18 protein-coding genes and 1 pseudogene are annotated in these 18,315 nt (G+C 45.7%); 4 read left to right on the forward strand and 15 right to left on the reverse strand.

The genetic code is table 11. From position 1 onward, the window contains the following. Position 1: 1 nt before the first annotated feature. The 3 genes and pseudogenes from glyS (at position 2) to KHO06_RS16665 (ending at position 4,363) form a co-directional block, all read left to right on the forward strand. On the forward strand, positions 2–2,068 hold the full coding sequence (glyS, locus tag KHO06_RS16655) for a glycine--tRNA ligase subunit beta (RefSeq protein WP_045421102.1): 2,067 nt from the start codon (positions 2–4) through the stop codon (positions 2,066–2,068). 237 nt (positions 2,069–2,305) lie between these two features. Further along, positions 2,306–2,985: pseudogene (locus tag KHO06_RS16660) on the forward strand (response regulator transcription factor). A gap of 394 nt (positions 2,986–3,379) precedes the next feature. Then, entirely contained in the window at positions 3,380–4,363 is a 984-nt protein-coding gene (locus KHO06_RS16665) for an ATP-binding protein (protein ID WP_244858368.1), read from the forward strand. Here the strand turns inward: KHO06_RS16665 and KHO06_RS16670 are convergent. From KHO06_RS16670 to KHO06_RS16735, 14 genes are read right to left on the reverse strand one after another with little or no spacing between them, the layout of a single operon-like run. Then, complete coding sequence (locus KHO06_RS16670) at positions 4,360–4,995, reverse strand: OmpA family protein (protein WP_212581891.1); 636 nt, start codon at positions 4,993–4,995, stop codon at positions 4,360–4,362. The two genes, KHO06_RS16665 and KHO06_RS16670, sit on opposite strands and share 4 nt — an antisense overlap. Before the next feature lie 11 nt (positions 4,996–5,006). Beyond that, positions 5,007–6,335, reverse strand: coding sequence for a pilus assembly protein TadG-related protein (locus KHO06_RS16675; protein ID WP_081234507.1), 1,329 nt, complete (start codon positions 6,333–6,335; stop codon positions 5,007–5,009). Position 6,336: 1 nt separating this feature from the next. Next, positions 6,337–6,906 (reverse strand): tight adherence pilus pseudopilin TadF, encoded by a 570-nt coding sequence (gene tadF / locus KHO06_RS16680; RefSeq protein ID WP_212581892.1) that lies wholly within the window; start codon positions 6,904–6,906, stop codon positions 6,337–6,339. Continuing rightward, complete coding sequence (locus tag KHO06_RS16685) at positions 6,881–7,366, reverse strand: pilus assembly protein (protein WP_212581893.1); 486 nt, start codon at positions 7,364–7,366, stop codon at positions 6,881–6,883. The genes tadF and KHO06_RS16685 overlap by 26 nt, the downstream gene beginning before the upstream one ends. Further along, on the reverse strand, positions 7,356–8,084 hold the full coding sequence (locus tag KHO06_RS16690) for a secretion protein (RefSeq protein ID WP_212581894.1): 729 nt from the start codon (positions 8,082–8,084) through the stop codon (positions 7,356–7,358). Before KHO06_RS16690 ends, KHO06_RS16685 begins: the two co-directional genes overlap by 11 nt. Positions 8,085–8,113: 29 nt before the next feature. Further along, the gene (locus tag KHO06_RS16695) at positions 8,114–9,001 is read right to left on the reverse strand and encodes a type II secretion system F family protein (protein ID WP_052446975.1); all 888 of its coding nucleotides are present in this window, start codon (positions 8,999–9,001) and stop codon (positions 8,114–8,116) included. Then, positions 9,001–9,918 carry a type II secretion system F family protein gene (locus KHO06_RS16700; RefSeq protein WP_212581895.1) on the reverse strand — a complete coding sequence of 306 codons (918 nt, stop codon included), beginning with the start codon at positions 9,916–9,918 and terminating at the stop codon, positions 9,001–9,003. Before KHO06_RS16700 ends, KHO06_RS16695 begins: the two co-directional genes overlap by 1 nt. Before the next feature lie 3 nt (positions 9,919–9,921). Beyond that, positions 9,922–11,205 (reverse strand): CpaF family protein, encoded by a 1,284-nt coding sequence (locus KHO06_RS16705; protein WP_212581896.1) that lies wholly within the window; start codon positions 11,203–11,205, stop codon positions 9,922–9,924. A gap of 11 nt (positions 11,206–11,216) precedes the next feature. Further along, positions 11,217–12,440 carry an ATPase gene (locus tag KHO06_RS16710; RefSeq protein WP_212581897.1) on the reverse strand — a complete coding sequence of 408 codons (1,224 nt, stop codon included), beginning with the start codon at positions 12,438–12,440 and terminating at the stop codon, positions 11,217–11,219. An 18-nt stretch (positions 12,441–12,458) separates the two neighbouring features. Further along, positions 12,459–12,929, reverse strand: a complete 471-nt coding sequence (locus tag KHO06_RS16715) for a hypothetical protein (RefSeq protein ID WP_045451489.1) — start codon at positions 12,927–12,929, stop codon at positions 12,459–12,461. Further along, positions 12,926–14,254, reverse strand: coding sequence for a pilus assembly protein N-terminal domain-containing protein (locus KHO06_RS16720; RefSeq protein WP_212581898.1), 1,329 nt, complete (start codon positions 14,252–14,254; stop codon positions 12,926–12,928). Before KHO06_RS16720 ends, KHO06_RS16715 begins: the two co-directional genes overlap by 4 nt. Positions 14,255–14,262: 8 nt before the next feature. Beyond that, a complete protein-coding gene (gene cpaB, locus KHO06_RS16725) occupies positions 14,263–15,069 on the reverse strand; it encodes a Flp pilus assembly protein CpaB (protein WP_045451491.1) in 807 nt (268 codons plus the stop codon). Between the two features lie 7 nt (positions 15,070–15,076). Further along, positions 15,077–15,514 carry an A24 family peptidase gene (locus tag KHO06_RS16730; protein ID WP_212581899.1) on the reverse strand — a complete coding sequence of 146 codons (438 nt, stop codon included), beginning with the start codon at positions 15,512–15,514 and terminating at the stop codon, positions 15,077–15,079. Positions 15,515–15,523: 9 nt separating this feature from the next. Next, positions 15,524–15,742 carry a Flp family type IVb pilin gene (locus KHO06_RS16735; RefSeq protein WP_212581900.1) on the reverse strand — a complete coding sequence of 73 codons (219 nt, stop codon included), beginning with the start codon at positions 15,740–15,742 and terminating at the stop codon, positions 15,524–15,526. A 327-nt stretch (positions 15,743–16,069) separates the two neighbouring features. Between KHO06_RS16735 and KHO06_RS16740 the strand changes: the two genes are divergently transcribed. Beyond that, positions 16,070–17,323 carry a valine--pyruvate transaminase gene (locus tag KHO06_RS16740; protein ID WP_050920106.1) on the forward strand — a complete coding sequence of 418 codons (1,254 nt, stop codon included), beginning with the start codon at positions 16,070–16,072 and terminating at the stop codon, positions 17,321–17,323. A 124-nt stretch (positions 17,324–17,447) separates the two neighbouring features. Here the strand turns inward: KHO06_RS16740 and KHO06_RS16745 are convergent, their stop codons facing one another. Next, entirely contained in the window at positions 17,448–17,885 is a 438-nt protein-coding gene (locus tag KHO06_RS16745; RefSeq protein WP_005426066.1) for an Hsp20 family protein, read from the reverse strand. Positions 17,886–18,315: the final 430 nt, after the last annotated feature.

The raw sequence follows: 18,315 nt of genomic DNA on the forward strand, positions 1-18,315 counted from the left end.
CATGGCAAAAGAATTTCTAATCGAGCTAGGTACAGAAGAGCTACCACCAACGCAACTTCGTACTCTAGCTGAAGCATTCGCAGCAAACTTCGAAGCAGAACTAAAAGGCGCTGAGCTTGCTCACGAAGGCGTGAGATGGTTCGCGGCACCTCGTCGTCTTGCACTTAAAGTAGCAGCACTAGCAGACAGCCAGTCTGACAAAGTTGTTGAAAAGCGTGGTCCTGCGGTTTCTGCAGCGTTTGACGCGGAAGGCAACCCAACAAAAGCGGCTCAAGGCTGGGCACGCGGTTGTGGCATCACGGTTGACCAAGCAGAGCGCATGGTTACAGACAAAGGTGAATGGCTACTGTTCAAACAAGAAGTGAAAGGTCAGCCAACGTCTGAGATCGTCGTTGAACTTGCAGCGAAAGCACTAGCAAACCTACCTATCGCAAAACCAATGCGCTGGGGCAACAAAACGACTCAATTTATCCGTCCAGTTAAGACGCTAACCATGCTAATGGGTAGCGACCTAATCGAAGGCGAGATCCTTGGTGTCGCTTCAGACCGCACAATCCGTGGTCACCGCTTCATGGGTGAACAAGAGTTCACTATCGATTCTGCTGAGCAATACCCTGCGATCCTAGAAGAGCGCGGTAAAGTAATGGCAGATTACGAAGCGCGTAAAGCAATCATCCTAGCTGACGCACAAAAAGCGGCAGCAGCGGTTGGCGGTATCGCTGACCTAGAAGATGACCTAGTAGAAGAAGTAACGTCTCTGGTTGAATGGCCAGTGGTACTAACAGCGAAGTTTGAAGAAGAGTTCCTAAAAGTGCCTTCTGAAGCGTTGGTTTACACCATGAAAGGTGACCAAAAATACTTCCCTGTTTACGATGAAAACAAGAAGCTACTGCCTAACTTCATCTTCGTATCGAACATCGAATCAAAAGAGCCTCGTTACGTAATCGAAGGTAACGAGAAAGTAGTTCGCCCTCGTCTTGCTGACGCAGAGTTCTTCTTCAACACAGACCGTAAGCGTCCGCTTATCGACCGTCTGCCAGAACTAGAACAAGCGATCTTCCAAAAGCAACTGGGTACGATCAAAGACAAAACAGACCGCATCACTGAGCTTGCTGGCTACATTGCTGAGCAAATCGGTGCTGACGTCGAGAAATCAAAGCGTGCTGGTCTACTAGCAAAATGTGACCTAATGACCTCAATGGTATTCGAATTCACGGATACTCAAGGTGTTATGGGTATGCACTATGCTCGTCACGACGGTGAAGCAGAAGAAGTTGCAGTAGCACTGAACGAGCAATACATGCCTCGTTTCGCAGGTGATGAACTGCCATCAAACGGCGTTTCAACAGCAGTTGCAATGGCAGACAAGCTAGACACTATCGTAGGTATCTTCGGTATTGGTCAAGCACCTAAAGGCAGCGATCCATTCGCATTACGCCGCGCATCTCTAGGTGTACTGCGTATCATCGTTGAATACGGCTACAACCTAGATCTTGTTGACCTAGTGGCGAAAGCGAAATCACTGTTTGGCGATCGCCTAACTAACGACAACGTTGAACAAGACGTTATCGAGTTCATGCTTGGTCGTTTCCGTGCTTGGTACCAAGACGAAGGCTTCAGCGTAGACATCATTCAAGCGGTTCTAGCGCGTCGTCCAACGAAACCAGCTGACTTCGACCAACGAGTTAAAGCGGTATCTCACTTCCGTGAACTAGAAGCAGCAGAGTCTCTAGCAGCAGCGAACAAACGTGTAGGTAACATCCTAGCGAAATTCGACGGCGAACTAGCAGCAGACATCGACCTAGCACTTCTACAAGAAGACGCAGAGAAAGCACTAGCAGAAAGCGTTGAAGTAATGACAGAAGCGCTAGAGCCAGCATTTGCTACAGGTAACTACCAAGAAGCCCTAAGCAAGCTAGCTGACCTACGTGAACCAGTTGATGCGTTCTTTGATAACGTAATGGTAATGGCAGACGACGAAGCACTTAAGAAGAACCGTCTGACACTACTGAACAACCTGCGTAACCTGTTCCTACAGATCGCAGACATTTCTTTGCTTCAAAAGTAATTCATTACTCTTCGAAGTGATTAAGAGATAAGTAAAAGGGAAGCATCTGCTTCCCTTTTTTGTTGCTCTCTAAACTCAATCAAGGCGACAAGCCACTGATGGTTTAGACCCGAGGTTAACTTGCTCAGCAACAAGAATATGGTGAATTAACAAGGTTTAAAAGGAGGCATCGCTTCCCTTTTTTTTTGTTGAATGCTAAGGTTAATCCAGTTATGAAATCCATTGATTAGGTTGTTCATGTTAGTCGTACTGGTCGAAGACAACGAAATTCTCAATCACCATTAGCTTCGCAGCTCAAAGATCGCGGTCATACCGTTTATGCCGATAAAACCGCATCCGCTTGCCTGCAAACCATTCAAAAACACCCCAATGCGGATGCCATGATCATTGATCTTGGCTTACCTGATTTTGATGGAATCACCTTAATAAAGCAGATCCGCCGCAAAGAGATTAATGTACCGATCTTAATATTGACCGCTCGTGGCGATTGGCAAGATAAAGTGGAAGGACTGAACTCTGGTGCTGATGATTACCTCACCAAGCCGTTTCAGTTTGAAGAGTTAATGGCTCGCTTAGAGGCCCTAGTCCGTCGTTATCAAGGCTTCTCCACCAGCACCATAAACGCAGGCAACATAACGTTAGACACACAAGCGAAAAGCATCAGCTACGCAGACAACGTACTGGATCTCACCGCATTGGAATATCAAATCTTTGAGTATCTTATCCGTCATCGCCAAAAAGTGATTTCCAAAGAACAGATTGCTGACTCACTCTACGATGCCGGAGAGAGCGTACAGCTGAACAATATCGAAGTAATCATCTCACGCCTACGTAAAAAGCTTGCAGCCCATACCGATGATAAAATCATTAGCACGATTCGTGGCCAAGGTTATCGATTTGAATTAGAGGCTAAATAGAGAAAGCTCAATGTTAACAACAAGATTTCGCAGACAAGTTGTCGTAGCATCGGTTATTTTGACTGTCACTATAGGCTCACTGCTTGGAGTAATGGGCTATCAATACCAAAAAAACCGTTTGCTAGCTCAATATGCTGTCGAGTTGACGAATGATTTACCCTCATTCCTTGCTGAGATATGGAGTTCAAATCTCCTACCCCCATTTGAGCAATGGCAGGATAGCTACGCAAATAGCTCCGATAAATTTTCAATGGTGATATGCGACAAGAAAAATAATGAGCTCTGGCGATCTATTTCACCAGAGGCCTTTCACTCCTTATCAAAGCTAGACGGAGTAAAACTCAACGACTTATGCCGTAGCGATGCGCTTTCACAGAAAATTGGCTCAATAAAAATGATAGCGCTTACCTCAGGTTCACATGTACTCCTTCACACTATTGGCTTATCTGAACAAGACAAGATTCCTGGTGGACGCTTAATATCCATAAAGAAAATGGATCAGAGCATTAAACCCATTGAACAACTTAAGTGGCGAATCATCAAATTTGCTCTCTTAGGTACTCTGATAACATTGGTTATTGTGTATTTTCTATTTACTGTTGGTTTCAAGCCATTGAATACACTGCAAGTTGAACTATCAGAGATCAAAGCCGGTAAACGAACGAGATTAAACGATCAGTACCCAGAAGATCTGCAAAGTATCACAAGGGCGTTTAATGAACTGATGTTCCAACAACAAGAAAACGAACAGCGCTATCGCCGAGCATTAAACGATCTTGCACATAGTTTGAAAACACGAGTCGCAGTGTCGCAAGCCTTATTGGATGATATTGAAGAAGGCAAGATTCACGATATCAACCAACAGTTATTAGAAATGGATGATGTGATTCAAGGCCAGCTTAAACGTGCATCACTTGGTGTGAAAGGCATCGTAGAGAACGCAACACCAATTAAACCAATCCTAAATAGCCTCCTGTTGATGTTTGATAAGGTCCACATGGATAAGGGCATTCGCGTCGAACAGTTTATCAATAATGATCAGACTCTGCCGATGAGTAAAGCGGACGTCATGGAAGTGTTTGGCAATATTTTGGAGAACGCATATCGCTATGCCGAAAAGCGTATCGATGTGTTCATCAACAACACCGAAGAAGGCATTATCATTACCTTTAACAACGACGGCCCTGCAGTGGATGAGTCAATAAGCGAGACTTTATTTAAACGCGGAGTGCGTGCTGACGAGCAAAACCCAGGAACAGGGTTGGGATTGGCTCTGTGTGATGAGATCGTACACAGCTATAAAGGGGCAATATGGTTTGAAACACCAACTGACCCATCCATGGGTACAAGCTTGAAAGTGCTTTTGCCTTACCGTTAGCCTTGTTTAGGTAAACTGATATCAACGCGGCGATTTAACTCGCGCCCATGAGTGTTTGCATTACTACTCACTGGGTGCGTTTCGCCATCAGAGCGCGAAGAAGACACCTCTTCATCATGCCCTTCTAGGTATTGAGCGACTGCGTCTGCGCGCTTTAAACCCAATGTTAGGTTATATCCATTACTGCCCTTAGCATCCGTATTACCAACCACCAGTAATGAAGATTGAGGTCTCTGCTTCAGTTGCTGATTCAACTGAGTGAGAATGAACTTCGATTGAGTGTTTAAGCTCGCTTCGTCAAACTCAAACAGCACTCGGGCAGCAAGCTCACCTTGCTTTTGTTCCGTTAGTTGTGCACGGCTCAGCAGATACGAGGCGCAAGATTTATCAATACCAACCTGTTCCAACTGAGACAGTAGCATAGGTTCAAGCGCACTCTGTTCACCATCGACTGTAATTTGCATAAACGGCCCTTGATGGTATTTCACTTCCGTTTGATGCCCGAAAGACACCGATTCTTGGTACTGATTCTGCCCTTGCTGGCAATAGTAATATAGCGCTTGATTAGTGCTGTCTTGTGCGAATGATGGCATGGGTAAGCTCACGGCTAATGCCAGAATTAACTTGTTCATTGTATGACTCTCTACAAGGTTAGGTGACCGACTTCTTCGGTGATCAGAGATAAGATTTGATTCAATATGTCGTCAGTGTTTTCTGCTTTGTAGACGTTGTCCGCCCCGACACAATTACGTAGACCAACATTGGCATCCAACTCATAATCAAAACCAATCACCGACATACTGGCACTCATCTGTTCGCCCTCAGGTGTTTTCATGCCTTGACTCACGCCATTAATGACCTCTATCGAATCACTGGCTCCATCTGCCGTCACTTTTCCACCATTAATCATATTGAGGATGTTCGAACACATACCGCGATCCACCAGCTCTTCGGTTTGCCCAGCATAGTGATTAAAATCTTCACCATCGGACAAAATAATGATCAACTGCTTGGGGTTCTTTGCGAGTTGAGTGACGATTTGTCCTGCTCGAATAATTCCTTGCAGCGAGGCCGTACCACCGGAGGCTTTAAAACTATTCACCTGACGAGTAAAGCTATTAAAGTCCGTGGTATAGAAAATGTCATAGAACTCCGCTAAATCATCTTCATTTGGGATGCGCTTCGCTGCTCCCTTAACCACAAATTGGTTATTAATGGTCTTTTGCGGATAAAACGTATCGTCTTTGTCCCAACCATCCGCGTCATACTTAGTGATGCGCTGATCGCGAATAATCAGCTTGTTGTTATTACCTGTATTGATAGTACGGCGGTTGAATCCCGTGATAGCAACTCGATGTGGGTGCTCAACGTTTAATACATTGTATTGATCTAATTCATCGGTTACTTTTTCGATGATGTCTTTGAGATCTTCGATTTTGGTTTTCTTACCACCACTCCAGTTTTCATTCATCGAACCAGAAAAGTCGACGATAAAGGTAATGTCGACAGGCTGACCTTGATAACGTCGTGCCTTCGAGCTTCCGGTCACATCGAAAGTTTCTCCAAAACCAACCATCACACCCTGTCCAGGAAACCAAGACTCATGGCGAGTTTCCCCCGCGACACGATACTCAAAGTAACGCGCTTGCCCTTTTGACAAGCCAGCTTGGCAATCTGGCATCTCATCACAGGACAAACGCTGTACTTTTAAGTTCTCAATTCCATCAACGTCATACACATAATGCTCAATGTAGTTCTGTGCCAACGTGTGATTTTCGGAATCTTCCGCAGAAACCGCCAGCACCGCCGCTTCTGCGGCTTCTTCTAAGCGGGCTTTGGTCTGCAATGCTCTCGCCCCATCGGAGCCCAGCATAAAAACACCAAACAGGATAGGTATAATCATGGCGAATAACATACCGACATGACCGCTTTGCTTTTTCAAACTAGAGTGTCTTTGAATACTATGTGGCATGTTACCTCCCGATCACGACAGCATCAGATTCAACTCGAGTGAACTCAACACCCAACAAACTGCCAATCCAATTGTCGGTTTTATAGCAAACAGAAACACGATACAGCGGCATTTGGCGACCTCGGTTACTCACCACAGATAAGGAGCCCAACGAACTGATGTGCTCCCCCACTTGGCAATCTATCGCGCCACGTTTTTCGATGATCACTGGATTAGGTTTATCCACTGCGGCAAAGCTCAACTCTTCAACTTGTAAGCCATACTGACTGGTTTGAAAGTTACCAAACGTGCGTTCCAATGAGTGGCGAGTGATGGTATCGACATCGTCAGCTTCTTCTTTTGAAAGCTCATAATCCGCACCATAAAGCTGGGTACGCTCTTTCACCACATTCACTAGCGAATAAGTCAATCGGTCCAACTTCCCTTTTACCGACAGCTTAATAATTACATCACCACTAAACGCCAACAGTAAGCTGAAGAAAATACCAACAATGGCAAACTCAATACTGAAGGTGCCACGTTGTTTCTGTCGCCCTTGGCGATAATTAGATACCAAATTGAGATCGCTCATATTCTTGTACCACCACCATCTCTCGGCTCATAGTGCCTTGTAAGCCAATGAAATAGCTGAAGATAGGTTGGAAGTTGTAATCAATGTGATACACAGCCAAGGCCGCATTCTCCGCATCACCACACTCTTTACTGGCTTGCTCAGGCGCTAACTCGCACTGTTCGGTATAGGCCGTGAGTGATTCGATGTTGTCGAGGTATTGGATAGAAACACGAAAACGCTCAACATCGACCGCGGTATTCCAAATGCTACCTTCTCGGTTCAACACCGCTTGAACCGTTTGCATGTAATCGTCATTACGCTTTTTGGCAGTGCGTGAAATCTCTGAAATAGTCAGGTCGTTAATTGCTGAAATGTAAGACATATAGCTCATCTCAACCCACGCCATGCACATTAACCAAAAAGCGAAGAACCCTATCGCAAACTCAATACTGGCAACGCCACGTTGCTTAGCTTTCACGATTAGCTCCGGATAACACTTGTACTTTCTGTTGTGCTTTTAATGGGTCATAACTGCGTAGAGCACGGTAAATACTGTCTATTTGATGGTTGCTGTACTTCTCACTCAGTAGTTGTTTTACAAACTCATACTGGCCTTCCTTTGCCATGCTCAGTGTCAGGTTTGCCATCACTTGTTCATCTGCCTGACCATTTTTATACAGTGGCAGTAAGCGCTGAATCGCTTGTTTGTACTGACCCTCTGCAATATCAAGTACCGCAAGATTATTGTTAACCGTTACCCCATCGAAGAAGTGTTCGCGTGAACGCTCGAAATAGCGGCGAGCCAAATCATATTGGTAGTTATAGCCGTAGTAAGTACCAAGCAAGTTTTCTGCTTCCGCATTGCTCTGTTCGATTTCCAATGCCGCTTTTGCACTGCTGATCGCCGCAGGATATTGCGCCAACTCACCATAAGCCTGCGCCTGGATTAGCAAGGTATCGACACTCATTGATGATTTATTGGTTAATGGCTTGATATAAAACAGCGCCGATTCGGCATCACCAAGTGCGAGATAACTTTGCGCTAGCTTCTCACGCACTTGCGCATCATCGCTTTGTTGAAGTTGTTGTTTATACAAAGCCACCAATTGAGTGTGGTTGTTAGTTTTCTGGTAAATGGCTTCTTTGGAGTCTTGCTGTTGCCACGCTTGCTGGGTAGAACTGCACGCTGCAAGCATGGCTGGTAACAAACAAATCAGAATTTTTTTTAAACATGGGACATCATCCTCATCACCCCAGGAGCGGTGATAACAAAAACAAGTGGAATCAAGATAAAGACAATCAACGGAATCGACATCTTGGCCGCCAACTTCCCTATTTGCTCTTCAAGCTCCAACATCTGCACTTCACGAATATCGCCGGACAATGTCGTCAACATGGTGTAGATGGATGAGCCGTGCTGCATGCTTTGAGTTAACGTCAACATAAAACTGCGCATCTCAGACGATGGCACTTGCTGATACAACTCTTGTAGCGCACGCTCCATGCCCACAATTCGGGCACGCTGATTGGTGTTATCCAATAACTTGCCCAACTCAGGGTTAAAACTTTGAATCTCAACCGCCAGATATTTCAATGACGCTTCAATTGACATGCCGGTCTGAACACATATCGCCATGAGATCGATTAAATACGGCAAACTGCGGCTAATGCGTCGTTGTCGATTGGCCTTACGAACCTCTAGCCACATATCTGGCAATAAAATCACAGCCATCGCCCAAGCGGCAGCGAGAGCAATCCAATAATTAGTTGCGATATCTAACGTGAAGACCAACATGGCAATCAGCAATTCACCAAGCAGCAAGACCGAATACTTGAGTGGTGCAAACCAAGCGGCAGCATTAGGGTTCTCAATTCCAGCAAGATGTAAACGCTGCGGCAGACTCACATCACGCTTTTCTACCAAACTCGATAGTGGAGATAGAATTGACTCTAATCGAGACTCTTCTTGTTGATCACCTTTGTGTTGGCGAACGATTCTCGCCACTCGGCGTTGATAGCCGAAGTGGTTTAGCATCCAGTAAATAAGCAGAAGTACGCCGAAACTGACACCAACGAGAGAGAAAAACAGCCAAAACGTCGTTTGTGTCATCATTACTTCACTCTCTTCATTAGCGCCCAAATGATCGCCATACCAATTGCTTCGCTGATCACTAAGTAATACAGCAGCGGACGACCTTCGGGGTTAAACATCACGAACTCAAAGTTCTCTGGACTTAAAAACTGCAAAATAAACAGAAAGAAAAATGGCGTCGCCGAAACGATTTTTGCTGAAATACGAGCCTCAGACGTCAGGGCGAATTTCTTTCGCTCGACAGCTCGAGCTTCAAACATCTGACGATTCAAACGCGTCATGATTTCTTTCAACTGACCACCGCGCTGCATATTGGCTCGCAGTGTAATCACGAAGAAATGGAAGTTCGGGTTTGGAAAACGCAGACAAGATTTACGAAACACCTCATCAATTGACTCGCCCATTTTTAGACGCTCACCCATTAACTTGAACTCACGTCCAACTTCACCCTCGAGATTGTCACCCACGTACATGATGCCGCGGCCAATGCTCTCTCCCGCACTGATGGCGCTTGCCAGCATATTCAATGCATCCGGAAAGGTTTCATCAAACTGCCTTTGCTCACGCTTCTGTAGACATTGATAACCAAACCACCAGCCAAATAGCACCGCAAAGGGCAATAACTCATAAACAGCAAAGCGAGTGAATGTGCTATTTACTACTAAAGCCAGCACCATGACCAACATGGTGTAGAGCGTGATTTTAAGCAGAGCTAAACGGCCCAGTTGGCGCTTTAAATTATCCCAACGCGTTTTTAAGCCTTGGCGTAAGCTTCTATCTGACAAACTGGCAAAGTTCACCGCTTGACGAGTCAACGTTGTTTCTACACGGTTACGCTGTTGGTATTGAGTTAGATAACTATCAAGGCGCTTATTCTTTTCACCCATCAAGGCAACAATAATCAACGCAACACCACCGATTAAAATGAACCAGTACATGGCTTACCCCACAGCTTCGATGGCGCTGATGGTGTCAGCAAGCTCTTTGTCCACTCCGTAGAAACGCGCTTTTTCAAACAATACCGAGCGGCTCATCACCCCTGTTGTCTCGTAATGACCTGTGATCTTACCTTCATGATGATGAGGGTCAGACTGGAAGCAAAATAGCTCTTCAAGCACAACATTTTTCCCTTCCATGCCAATCACTTCTGTAATACTCATGACTTTACGAGAGCCATCGTGAAGTCGATTGACCTGTATAATGAGATCCACCGCGCTCACCAAAGATCGACGTATCGCCTCTAGTGGCAAATTATTTGTTGCCATCATGACCATAGACTCAACTCGAGCGAGAGCATCACGCGGGCTGTTGGCATGCAGCGTCGACATTGAGCCATCGTGGCCAGTGTTCATCGCTTGCAGCATTTCAAATGCTTCAGCACCACGACACTCACCAACAATGATGCGATCTGGACGCATACGCAGCGAGTTAATCATAAGATCGCGTGAATTCACTTCACCGGAGCCTTCGATGCCTGCAGTTCGAGTTTCCATACGAACCACATGAGGCTGAAGCAATCGCAGCTCAGCAGTATCCTCAATCGTTACCACTCGCTCACCTTGCGAGATGTATTGCGACAAAGCATTCAACAACGTCGTTTTGCCTGAGCCTGTACCACCAGCGACAAGAATATTTAGCCGACAGCGCGCCGCTAATTGCAGTAACTTCGCCATTTCAGGGCTCAATGCACCAAATTCAATTAAGTCGGCAAAACCAATGCTCTCCTGCCGAAACTTACGAATCGATATAGCCGTGCCATCAATCGCTATCGGTGGCAGAACGATATTCACACGGCTACCATCTTCTAAGCGCGCATCACAGGTTGGTGACGACTCATCGACACGACGACCAACACGACTGGCTATACGCTTGGCGATATCTGCAAGTTGCTTTTCATCAAGAAAGTGCACATCCGCTTGCTGCACTAAGCCAAAGCGTTCGACATACACTTGCTGGTGGCCATTGATCATGATGTCGGTAATAGTGTCGTCATCCATCAACACCTGCAGCGGTCCCAAGCCTACTAACTCATGAATCATGCTCACGACATATTCACTTCTCGCCAGCGAAGAAACCGATAGCTGGTCGCGACTGACCAACATATCTACCGCGTTACTTAACTGACGCTCTATGTCAGTTTTCGATAAGCTTTCTAGTGCAGATGCATCCAAGGCATTAAAAATTTGGTCACGCAGATGGATGTAGGTTTGTTTTGAGTGTTGCATTCCCTACCTCCTTAGCGATTAAACAGTTCTTGCACCCAAGAACGTTTTTGTTGCGGCTTATCACCTACCAGCAGTGCGACTAAATCACTCAAGCCTTGCTGCATTTCTGATTTAGTATCGATCAGTTGATGACCTTGAAGTAGGTAATGGTTCGCTTTGTGGTCAAACTCAATTTTGCAGTCGGCTTTGCGACCGAAATATTTACTAACGTCAGACATACTGATTGAAGCCGCATTGTCTGGACGCGATTGGTTCATCACGGTAAGAAGTGGCAGCTCCGGATAGCGCATTTCTAGTTCAGACACAACGCGGTTTAATTCTCGTAGCGACGACACCGTGGCATCAAACACCACCACTAACGTATCAATCTCAGCCACCGCACGATCGAATTCTTCATTTGTGGTGACGGTATGTGAATAGTCTTCAATCACAAATGAATGGTTCTTAACCACTTGCTCTTTCAGTGCTTGGGTATATTCATGTAGCTCAGCACGCGTAAACGCATCCGACTCCAAACCCAAAATAGCGAGGTTTCGTTCCAGACGTTGCACCAAGCTAGTGGCGAAATCACCATCAATGCTCGATACCAAAGTGCCTTTGCGTACACTGCGTTTACTGAATTTCTGCAAACCTAAAAGCACATCAATATTGCTGCCAGTGTAGGTGTGATCAACCAGCAAGGTAGGCGTTTTATGATGATGCCCCAATGAACGCGCCACTTCACTGGCAATCAGAGACGTTCCAACACCACCTTTGACGCCAAGAAACGCCACTTGCTTCGCTTTTCGATTCGAAGCCACACCACTTTGCTGCTGACGGTTACGACGTACACCATGGTAAAACTCCATGATTTCTTTGTCGGTCGCAGGCCAAAATAGGTAATAAAAACCAAGCTGTTTTAATGCACGAATCGTTGAGATCGCATCTTCGCTGCCAACGACCACAACCGACACGTGCGTAGGCAATTGATGGGCAATGTTTTTTGCATCTTCAACCACGCTTTGGCTTTTATTCAGCTCAACAATCACCACTTCCACACTTGAGTGCGTATGCAGTTCTGGGTAGTTTTTCTCTTGGTTGTTCACCGTGATTGGCTCGACTAAGCCTTCAAAGCGAAACGCCTTATGAACTAAGTCTTTGCACGCAGCGGTTTGATACAAGAACGCACACTTATTTTCTTTTTGTTGAGTGTGATTTGGCGTGCTCTTACTCAACTTATCCACTAAATCAAACATGATGAGTATTCCTCAATATCAAAGCGCATTCTGCGGATTAACCATCGACTGCCAACGGCTGCCATCGGTATAACAACCTAGGTGACCCAAACCGTAATCACCGATAACCTCTTGGTGGCATACTTCGAGCTGAGCTTGAAGCTGAATCACCGATACTTGCACATCAAAGCGATGAGACTTCGCGTGATGTTCGAGTGCTAACTGTTCGGCCGCCACGCCTTGCTGCAACAATGCCATGCGGTACTGCTGCGCCAACTTTTTGCCTTGAGCGTTGTAGCTGGTGATCTGCCATTTACTGCCCGCTTGATTCGGATACTTACGAACAAACTGAGTGAGCTTATTCATGGCGTAAGTTTGATTCTGGCTTTGTACCGCAAAGCTAAATTCAGTTGGCTTGAGTGAAATGCTTGTACCGCGAGGCTCAACAATATGGTCCGCGCAGCCAGATAGTGCTGTAATCGCAAGTAGAGCTAACATCCAGTTTTTCATTGACGGAAACCTCCCGCATTAAGAACTTCACCTGCCCATTGGTCTTGGGCCTTGTCATAACTGCCATCAAGCGCAAAAAAACGTCGTAACGTGCCGGTTTTTTCCATGGTTGGTAGCTGGATTTGATTCGCTTTCACTGGTTTCACCAAGTTGACAGTTGCTACGATAATTAACTCTGTTTTGTTGCGTTCTGTTCCTGTGTGGCGAAATAACGCCCCTAAAACAGGAATGTCACCGATAAAAGGAATTCGTGTCAGCGATTCACGCTCTTCACTATTAAGCAAACCACCCAGAACAAAGCTTTGACCATCACCTAATTCAACGGTGGTTTGTGCACGACGAGTTTTGAAAGCAGGTAAATCAAACACTTCGCTGGTGTAGGTGTTATCTAAAGAACTTACTTCTGGTGACAGTGCCAATTTGATTTTGTCGTCACGCAGCACTTTCGCCATTAGATCTAAACGCACACCGAATTCTTTGTAATCGACATCGCTAGCCCCATCGACCACCGTCACAACAGGCATTTCACCACCGACTAAGAAGCTTGCTTGCTCGCCAGAAATCACTGATAGGTTTGGCTCTGCCAACACTTGGCCGACCTTGTCTGAACCGACAGCTGAGATAACAGAAACAATGTCATCAGCACTGAAGCTGGTTAACTGATCGACAAAGATGCCTACATCACCACCAGAGCCCATCTTGATACCAAAGTCTTGAATAAAGCTGTGGGAGACTTCTGCAATGGTCAACTTAACGTTGACTTGCTTCGTCGCAGTAACTTCAATGTTGTTCACCACACCCTGATAGGTAGGGCGAGACATAAAGTCCACTTGAAGGTCGTCAGTCGAGCTATCGAGTTCTGGCATTTCAAAATCATGGTTAGTGAAAGACTTACCCAACAACTCACCCACCAAGGTGTAGATGTTGTCGCGTTCATTGTCTGAAACGGCACTGCCACTCAGTACAACGTTGCTACCAATACCGTTAACTTGAACATCAGAATATGGATATTGCACTTGAATTTGCTGTTCGATATTGCGGTAGCTTTTACTGACAATCAGGGTTTGGTTGATAAGCTCAGAACCATCACGGTCAAACACAATGAACGAAGCTTCACCTTCTGATTTACCCAGTAACACCACCTTGTGAGCATCGATAACTTGGTAGTCCGCCACTTTTTGGTTAGAAACAAACACCGAATCAACTTCAGCTTTAAACGATAAGGTTCTCGCGCCACCAGCAGAAAGCGTGGTAATGCCCTGAGCCTGTAAAGCGGTGGAAACAAGCATTAAGCAACAGATGCTAAATCGAGTTATGGTTTTCATCTTGCCTCCTAATTAAATCGATATTCTTTGATCGATTGGGTTTTCGTCGTTTGCCTTTCATCAGCAAAGCGAATCACATCGCTTGAGTTCGCATGCAATTCATCCACAAATTGCTCGCCAATCGATTTATGTACCGTAATTTCTGCTATGCGTTTTGCTACCGACAACTTAGCCAACTGACGGTTAGTAACTTGCAAAACGAGAGTGACATCAGTGGTTTTCTGATCGGTCAATGTACTAACTAGGCGCTGCTTCGAGATCATGTACAGCACGGGAACTTGAGCAATCAGTGGTGTCATGGTCAGATGTTCAATATCCGACACGGTGCTGTCTGCTGAGAGGTTTTGATCCATGGTGGAAATCACGGAGATATCGACCAAGTCACCAACGTCAATCGTTCCCCCCACGACATCATCACCCGGTACTGTGATATTGAACGGAGCGTAACCAGGCTTAGCCATGGTCGAGAGGTAATCACTTTCTCCCGGCGAAGTCAGCCTCTCTTGCGTCACCCATTCACCTTGATTCAGAGCTTCAATCGCAATTAGGCGCTTGCTCCAATCAAGCTTAATATCACTATCAACTCCGTGTTGCGCAGCTTGTGATTCGGTTAAATACTCAATCACTAAGTCTCGACGCTGCAATGCTTCACCCCGTTTTAGGTCGCGCTTTAACGTCCAGACTTTGAATTTTTTCTCTTCTTTCTTCGGCTGTTGTGTTTGTACAACCGGAACGGGTGGCTGTGATTGAGTCACGCCATAAAGCCCGACTGAAATGGCGATCGCCGCCAGAACAAGAATGACTTTTGAATTCATGGTTCACCTATAAAGATACAGCGATGCCAAACAGGCTTCCTAGACAAATAGGTACGCCATAAGGCACACCTCTTTCCATCCCAGCAGGATAATTACCGACTTGGTTAACGAGCCACTGCGTCAGAGCGAGCACTCCGCCCAAAGTGACAATCAACCAAATCGTCAACGGCAAGTACTGCGGCGCAATCATCAGTGCAAATGCAGCCAGTAATTTGCTGTCCCCTGCTGCAAGGATTCGTAGTTGAAACAGCACAGCACCTATCACCAATATCGCCATTGAAGACAGTGCGTGGCTGTACTCCCCTTTACTCAAGACAAAAAAAACACCCAGCAAAGCAACACTTAACGCCACTCCATTGGGTATTTTTCGGTATTTGATGTCTTGATAACTGGCTATAAAAGCCATGGTGGCAAGGGGAAGTAGCCACCATAGTTTTAACGGCATGAAATATAATTAACCGCCTGGAGTTACTTCATTTGCAGCAGTGATGTTGCTTGAGATTGTTTTAACTGCACCATCTAGTGCTTCATATAGTGCGTCGTTAAATACTGCCAATACGATTGCAGACATGCACACGCCTAGGATTGCGTATTCAATTGCTGTTACGCCGCGCTCGTCGCTTTTGAATGATTCGATGAACAGTTGTGTTTTTACAAATACGTTAGTAAACATTTTGACTCCTCAATTTTTCTAACACGTCAAAAAGATGACGGGGGAGATAGTAAGAATTGAGGGGATTTTGAGCAAACCAAGACCATAGTGCCTGACACTGCCCTGACAGATAGCGAGGTTTCATTCAGGTTGGATTCAGTTTTCGCATAGGAAAACGTTTACTTAATCACAACAAAAATTATTGTGGTCCGATTTTTTCTTTTTCGGCTTAATTCACACTTTGCGTCGTATAGACATTAAGGTAAGGTCAAGGATTATTCTATTGACCAGTCAAAGACTGGCGTTAAGACACATAAAGCAATCACAATGAATTAGGTATAACGACAAATGCAGTTCTCTAAGTTTGGTGAAAAATTTAATCAGTATTCAGGTATCACGCAGTTAATGGACGATTTGAATGATGGTCTGCGCACACCAGGTGCCATCATGCTCGGTGGAGGTAACCCAGCCGCCATTCCTGCCATGCTCGATTACTTTCGCCAAGCCAGTGAGGAAATGCTCGCCAATGGGGAGCTCGTCGCCGCCCTCGCCAACTATGATGGTCCGCAGGGTAAAGACGCGTTCGTTAAAGCGTTGGCTCAGTTATTCCGTGAAACTTACGGCTGGGATATTTCCGAGAAAAACATCAGCCTAACTAACGGCAGCCAAAGTGGCTTCTTCTACTTGTTCAACTTACTAGCAGGTCAGCAGCCAGACGGTTCGCACAAGAAAGTGCTACTGCCTATCGCGCCTGAGTACATCGGTTATGGTGATGCAGGCATTGATGAAGATATCTTTGTCTCTTACCACCCAGAAATCGAGCTGTTGGATAACGGTCTATTTAAATACCACGTCGATTTTGAGCAGCTAAAAGTTGATGACTCTGTTGCGGCAATCTGCGCGTCTCGCCCAACCAATCCAACAGGTAACGTACTGACAGATGAAGAAGTACGTAAGCTGGACAAGCTAGCACGTGAGAACAACATTCCGCTGATCATTGATAACGCCTACGGTCTGCCGTTCCCGAATATCATTTTTGAAGATGTCGAACCGTTCTGGAATGAAAATACCATCCTTTGCATGAGCCTATCTAAACTTGGCTTGCCGGGCGTGCGTTGTGGCATTGTGATTGCGAGCGAGGAAATCACGCAAGCGTTGACCAATATGAACGGCATCATCAGCTTAGCTCCAGGCAGTGTTGGTCCAGCGCTGGCAAACCACATCATTGGTAAAGGCGATCTGCTTAAACTGAGCTCAGAGGTGATTAAGCCGTTTTATAAGCAGAAGTCGCAACGTGCGGTTGAACTGCTCCAAGAAGCGATTACCGATGAGCGCTTTCGTATTCACAAACCGGAAGGCGCTATCTTCTTGTGGTTATGGTTCGATGAACTGCCAATTACGACAATGGAACTGTACCAACGCTTGAAAGCGCGTGGGGTTTTGATTGTTCCGGGTGAATACTTCTTTATTGGCCAAAAGGACGAGTGGGATCATGCGCACCAATGTTTGCGTATGAACTACGTTCAAGACGATGAGATGATGCAAAAAGGCATTGCGATTATCGCAGAAGAAGTGGAAAAGGCTTACCGCGAAGGTAAATAGACCGATTAAACTCAGCCGCTTCTCTTTGAAATTGCGGCTTGAAAACCCCAAACTAAAAAGAGCGCCCATATGGCGCTCTTTCTCATTCTATAACCGTGTGGTTAACTGAAGTGTCATCAGCTGATTAGCTGTTTTCAATCAGATTGTTACCACCGATAGCAATCTTACGCGGTTGCATTGCTTCTGGAATTTCACGAACTAAATCGATATGAAGTAGACCGTTTTCCATTGATGCACCAACGACTTTTACGTAATCCGCAAGTTGGAATTTACGTTCAAAATCGCGCTCCGCAATACCTTGGTAAACGTAGTTTTTACCTTCTTCGGCTTTACGCTCGCCCTTCACGATCAACATGTTTTCGTTTTGAGTCAAATCGAGCTGATCTTCAGCAAAACCAGCGACTGCCATAGTAATACGGTAGTTGTGCTCGTCTTTTTGCTCGATGTTGTATGGAGGGTAACCGCCAGAAGTGTTCTTCGCAGAGCTTGCTTCCATCAGGTTAAACAGACGGTCGAAGCCAATTGCATTACGGTATAGTGGTGAGAAATCTACATTACGCATAATCTATCCTCTTTTAAGCAATAGTCTTAGCCCAGATGAAGGTCATCCACGTGGCGTATTTATGCAAGAAAACGCCGAGCTAAGGGATCCGATGATTCATTCCTCTGACCTACTCTTTAGGTGCGGGGACATGATGTCGAATCTAGGGTCAAGTTGTGTGCTAATACTAAGTATCCTCTCCTGAGCGATCTCGTTTAGCGATTCCAGAGGCGCTGTTCTTCTCTTGTTGAGCAAGTCAGCCATCCCTCTTCATAACTAGATATAAGGTCGAAAAATGGGCTTTCAAGGGCTCCAGTGAAAATATTTTTAGCTCCCCGACTCGATCACCTCTCCCTCTCGAAGCGTTCCCATATTCATAGGCCGCAGCCGTTCTCGTATCTCGACTCTTTTATCTCGTTTCTACCCCCATAAAAAACGCCACCTCTTGCGA

Origin of the sequence: Vibrio sp. B1FIG11, from assembly GCF_905175335.1 — a bacterium.
In the GTDB taxonomy this organism is placed as follows: domain Bacteria; phylum Pseudomonadota; class Gammaproteobacteria; order Enterobacterales; family Vibrionaceae; genus Vibrio; species Vibrio campbellii.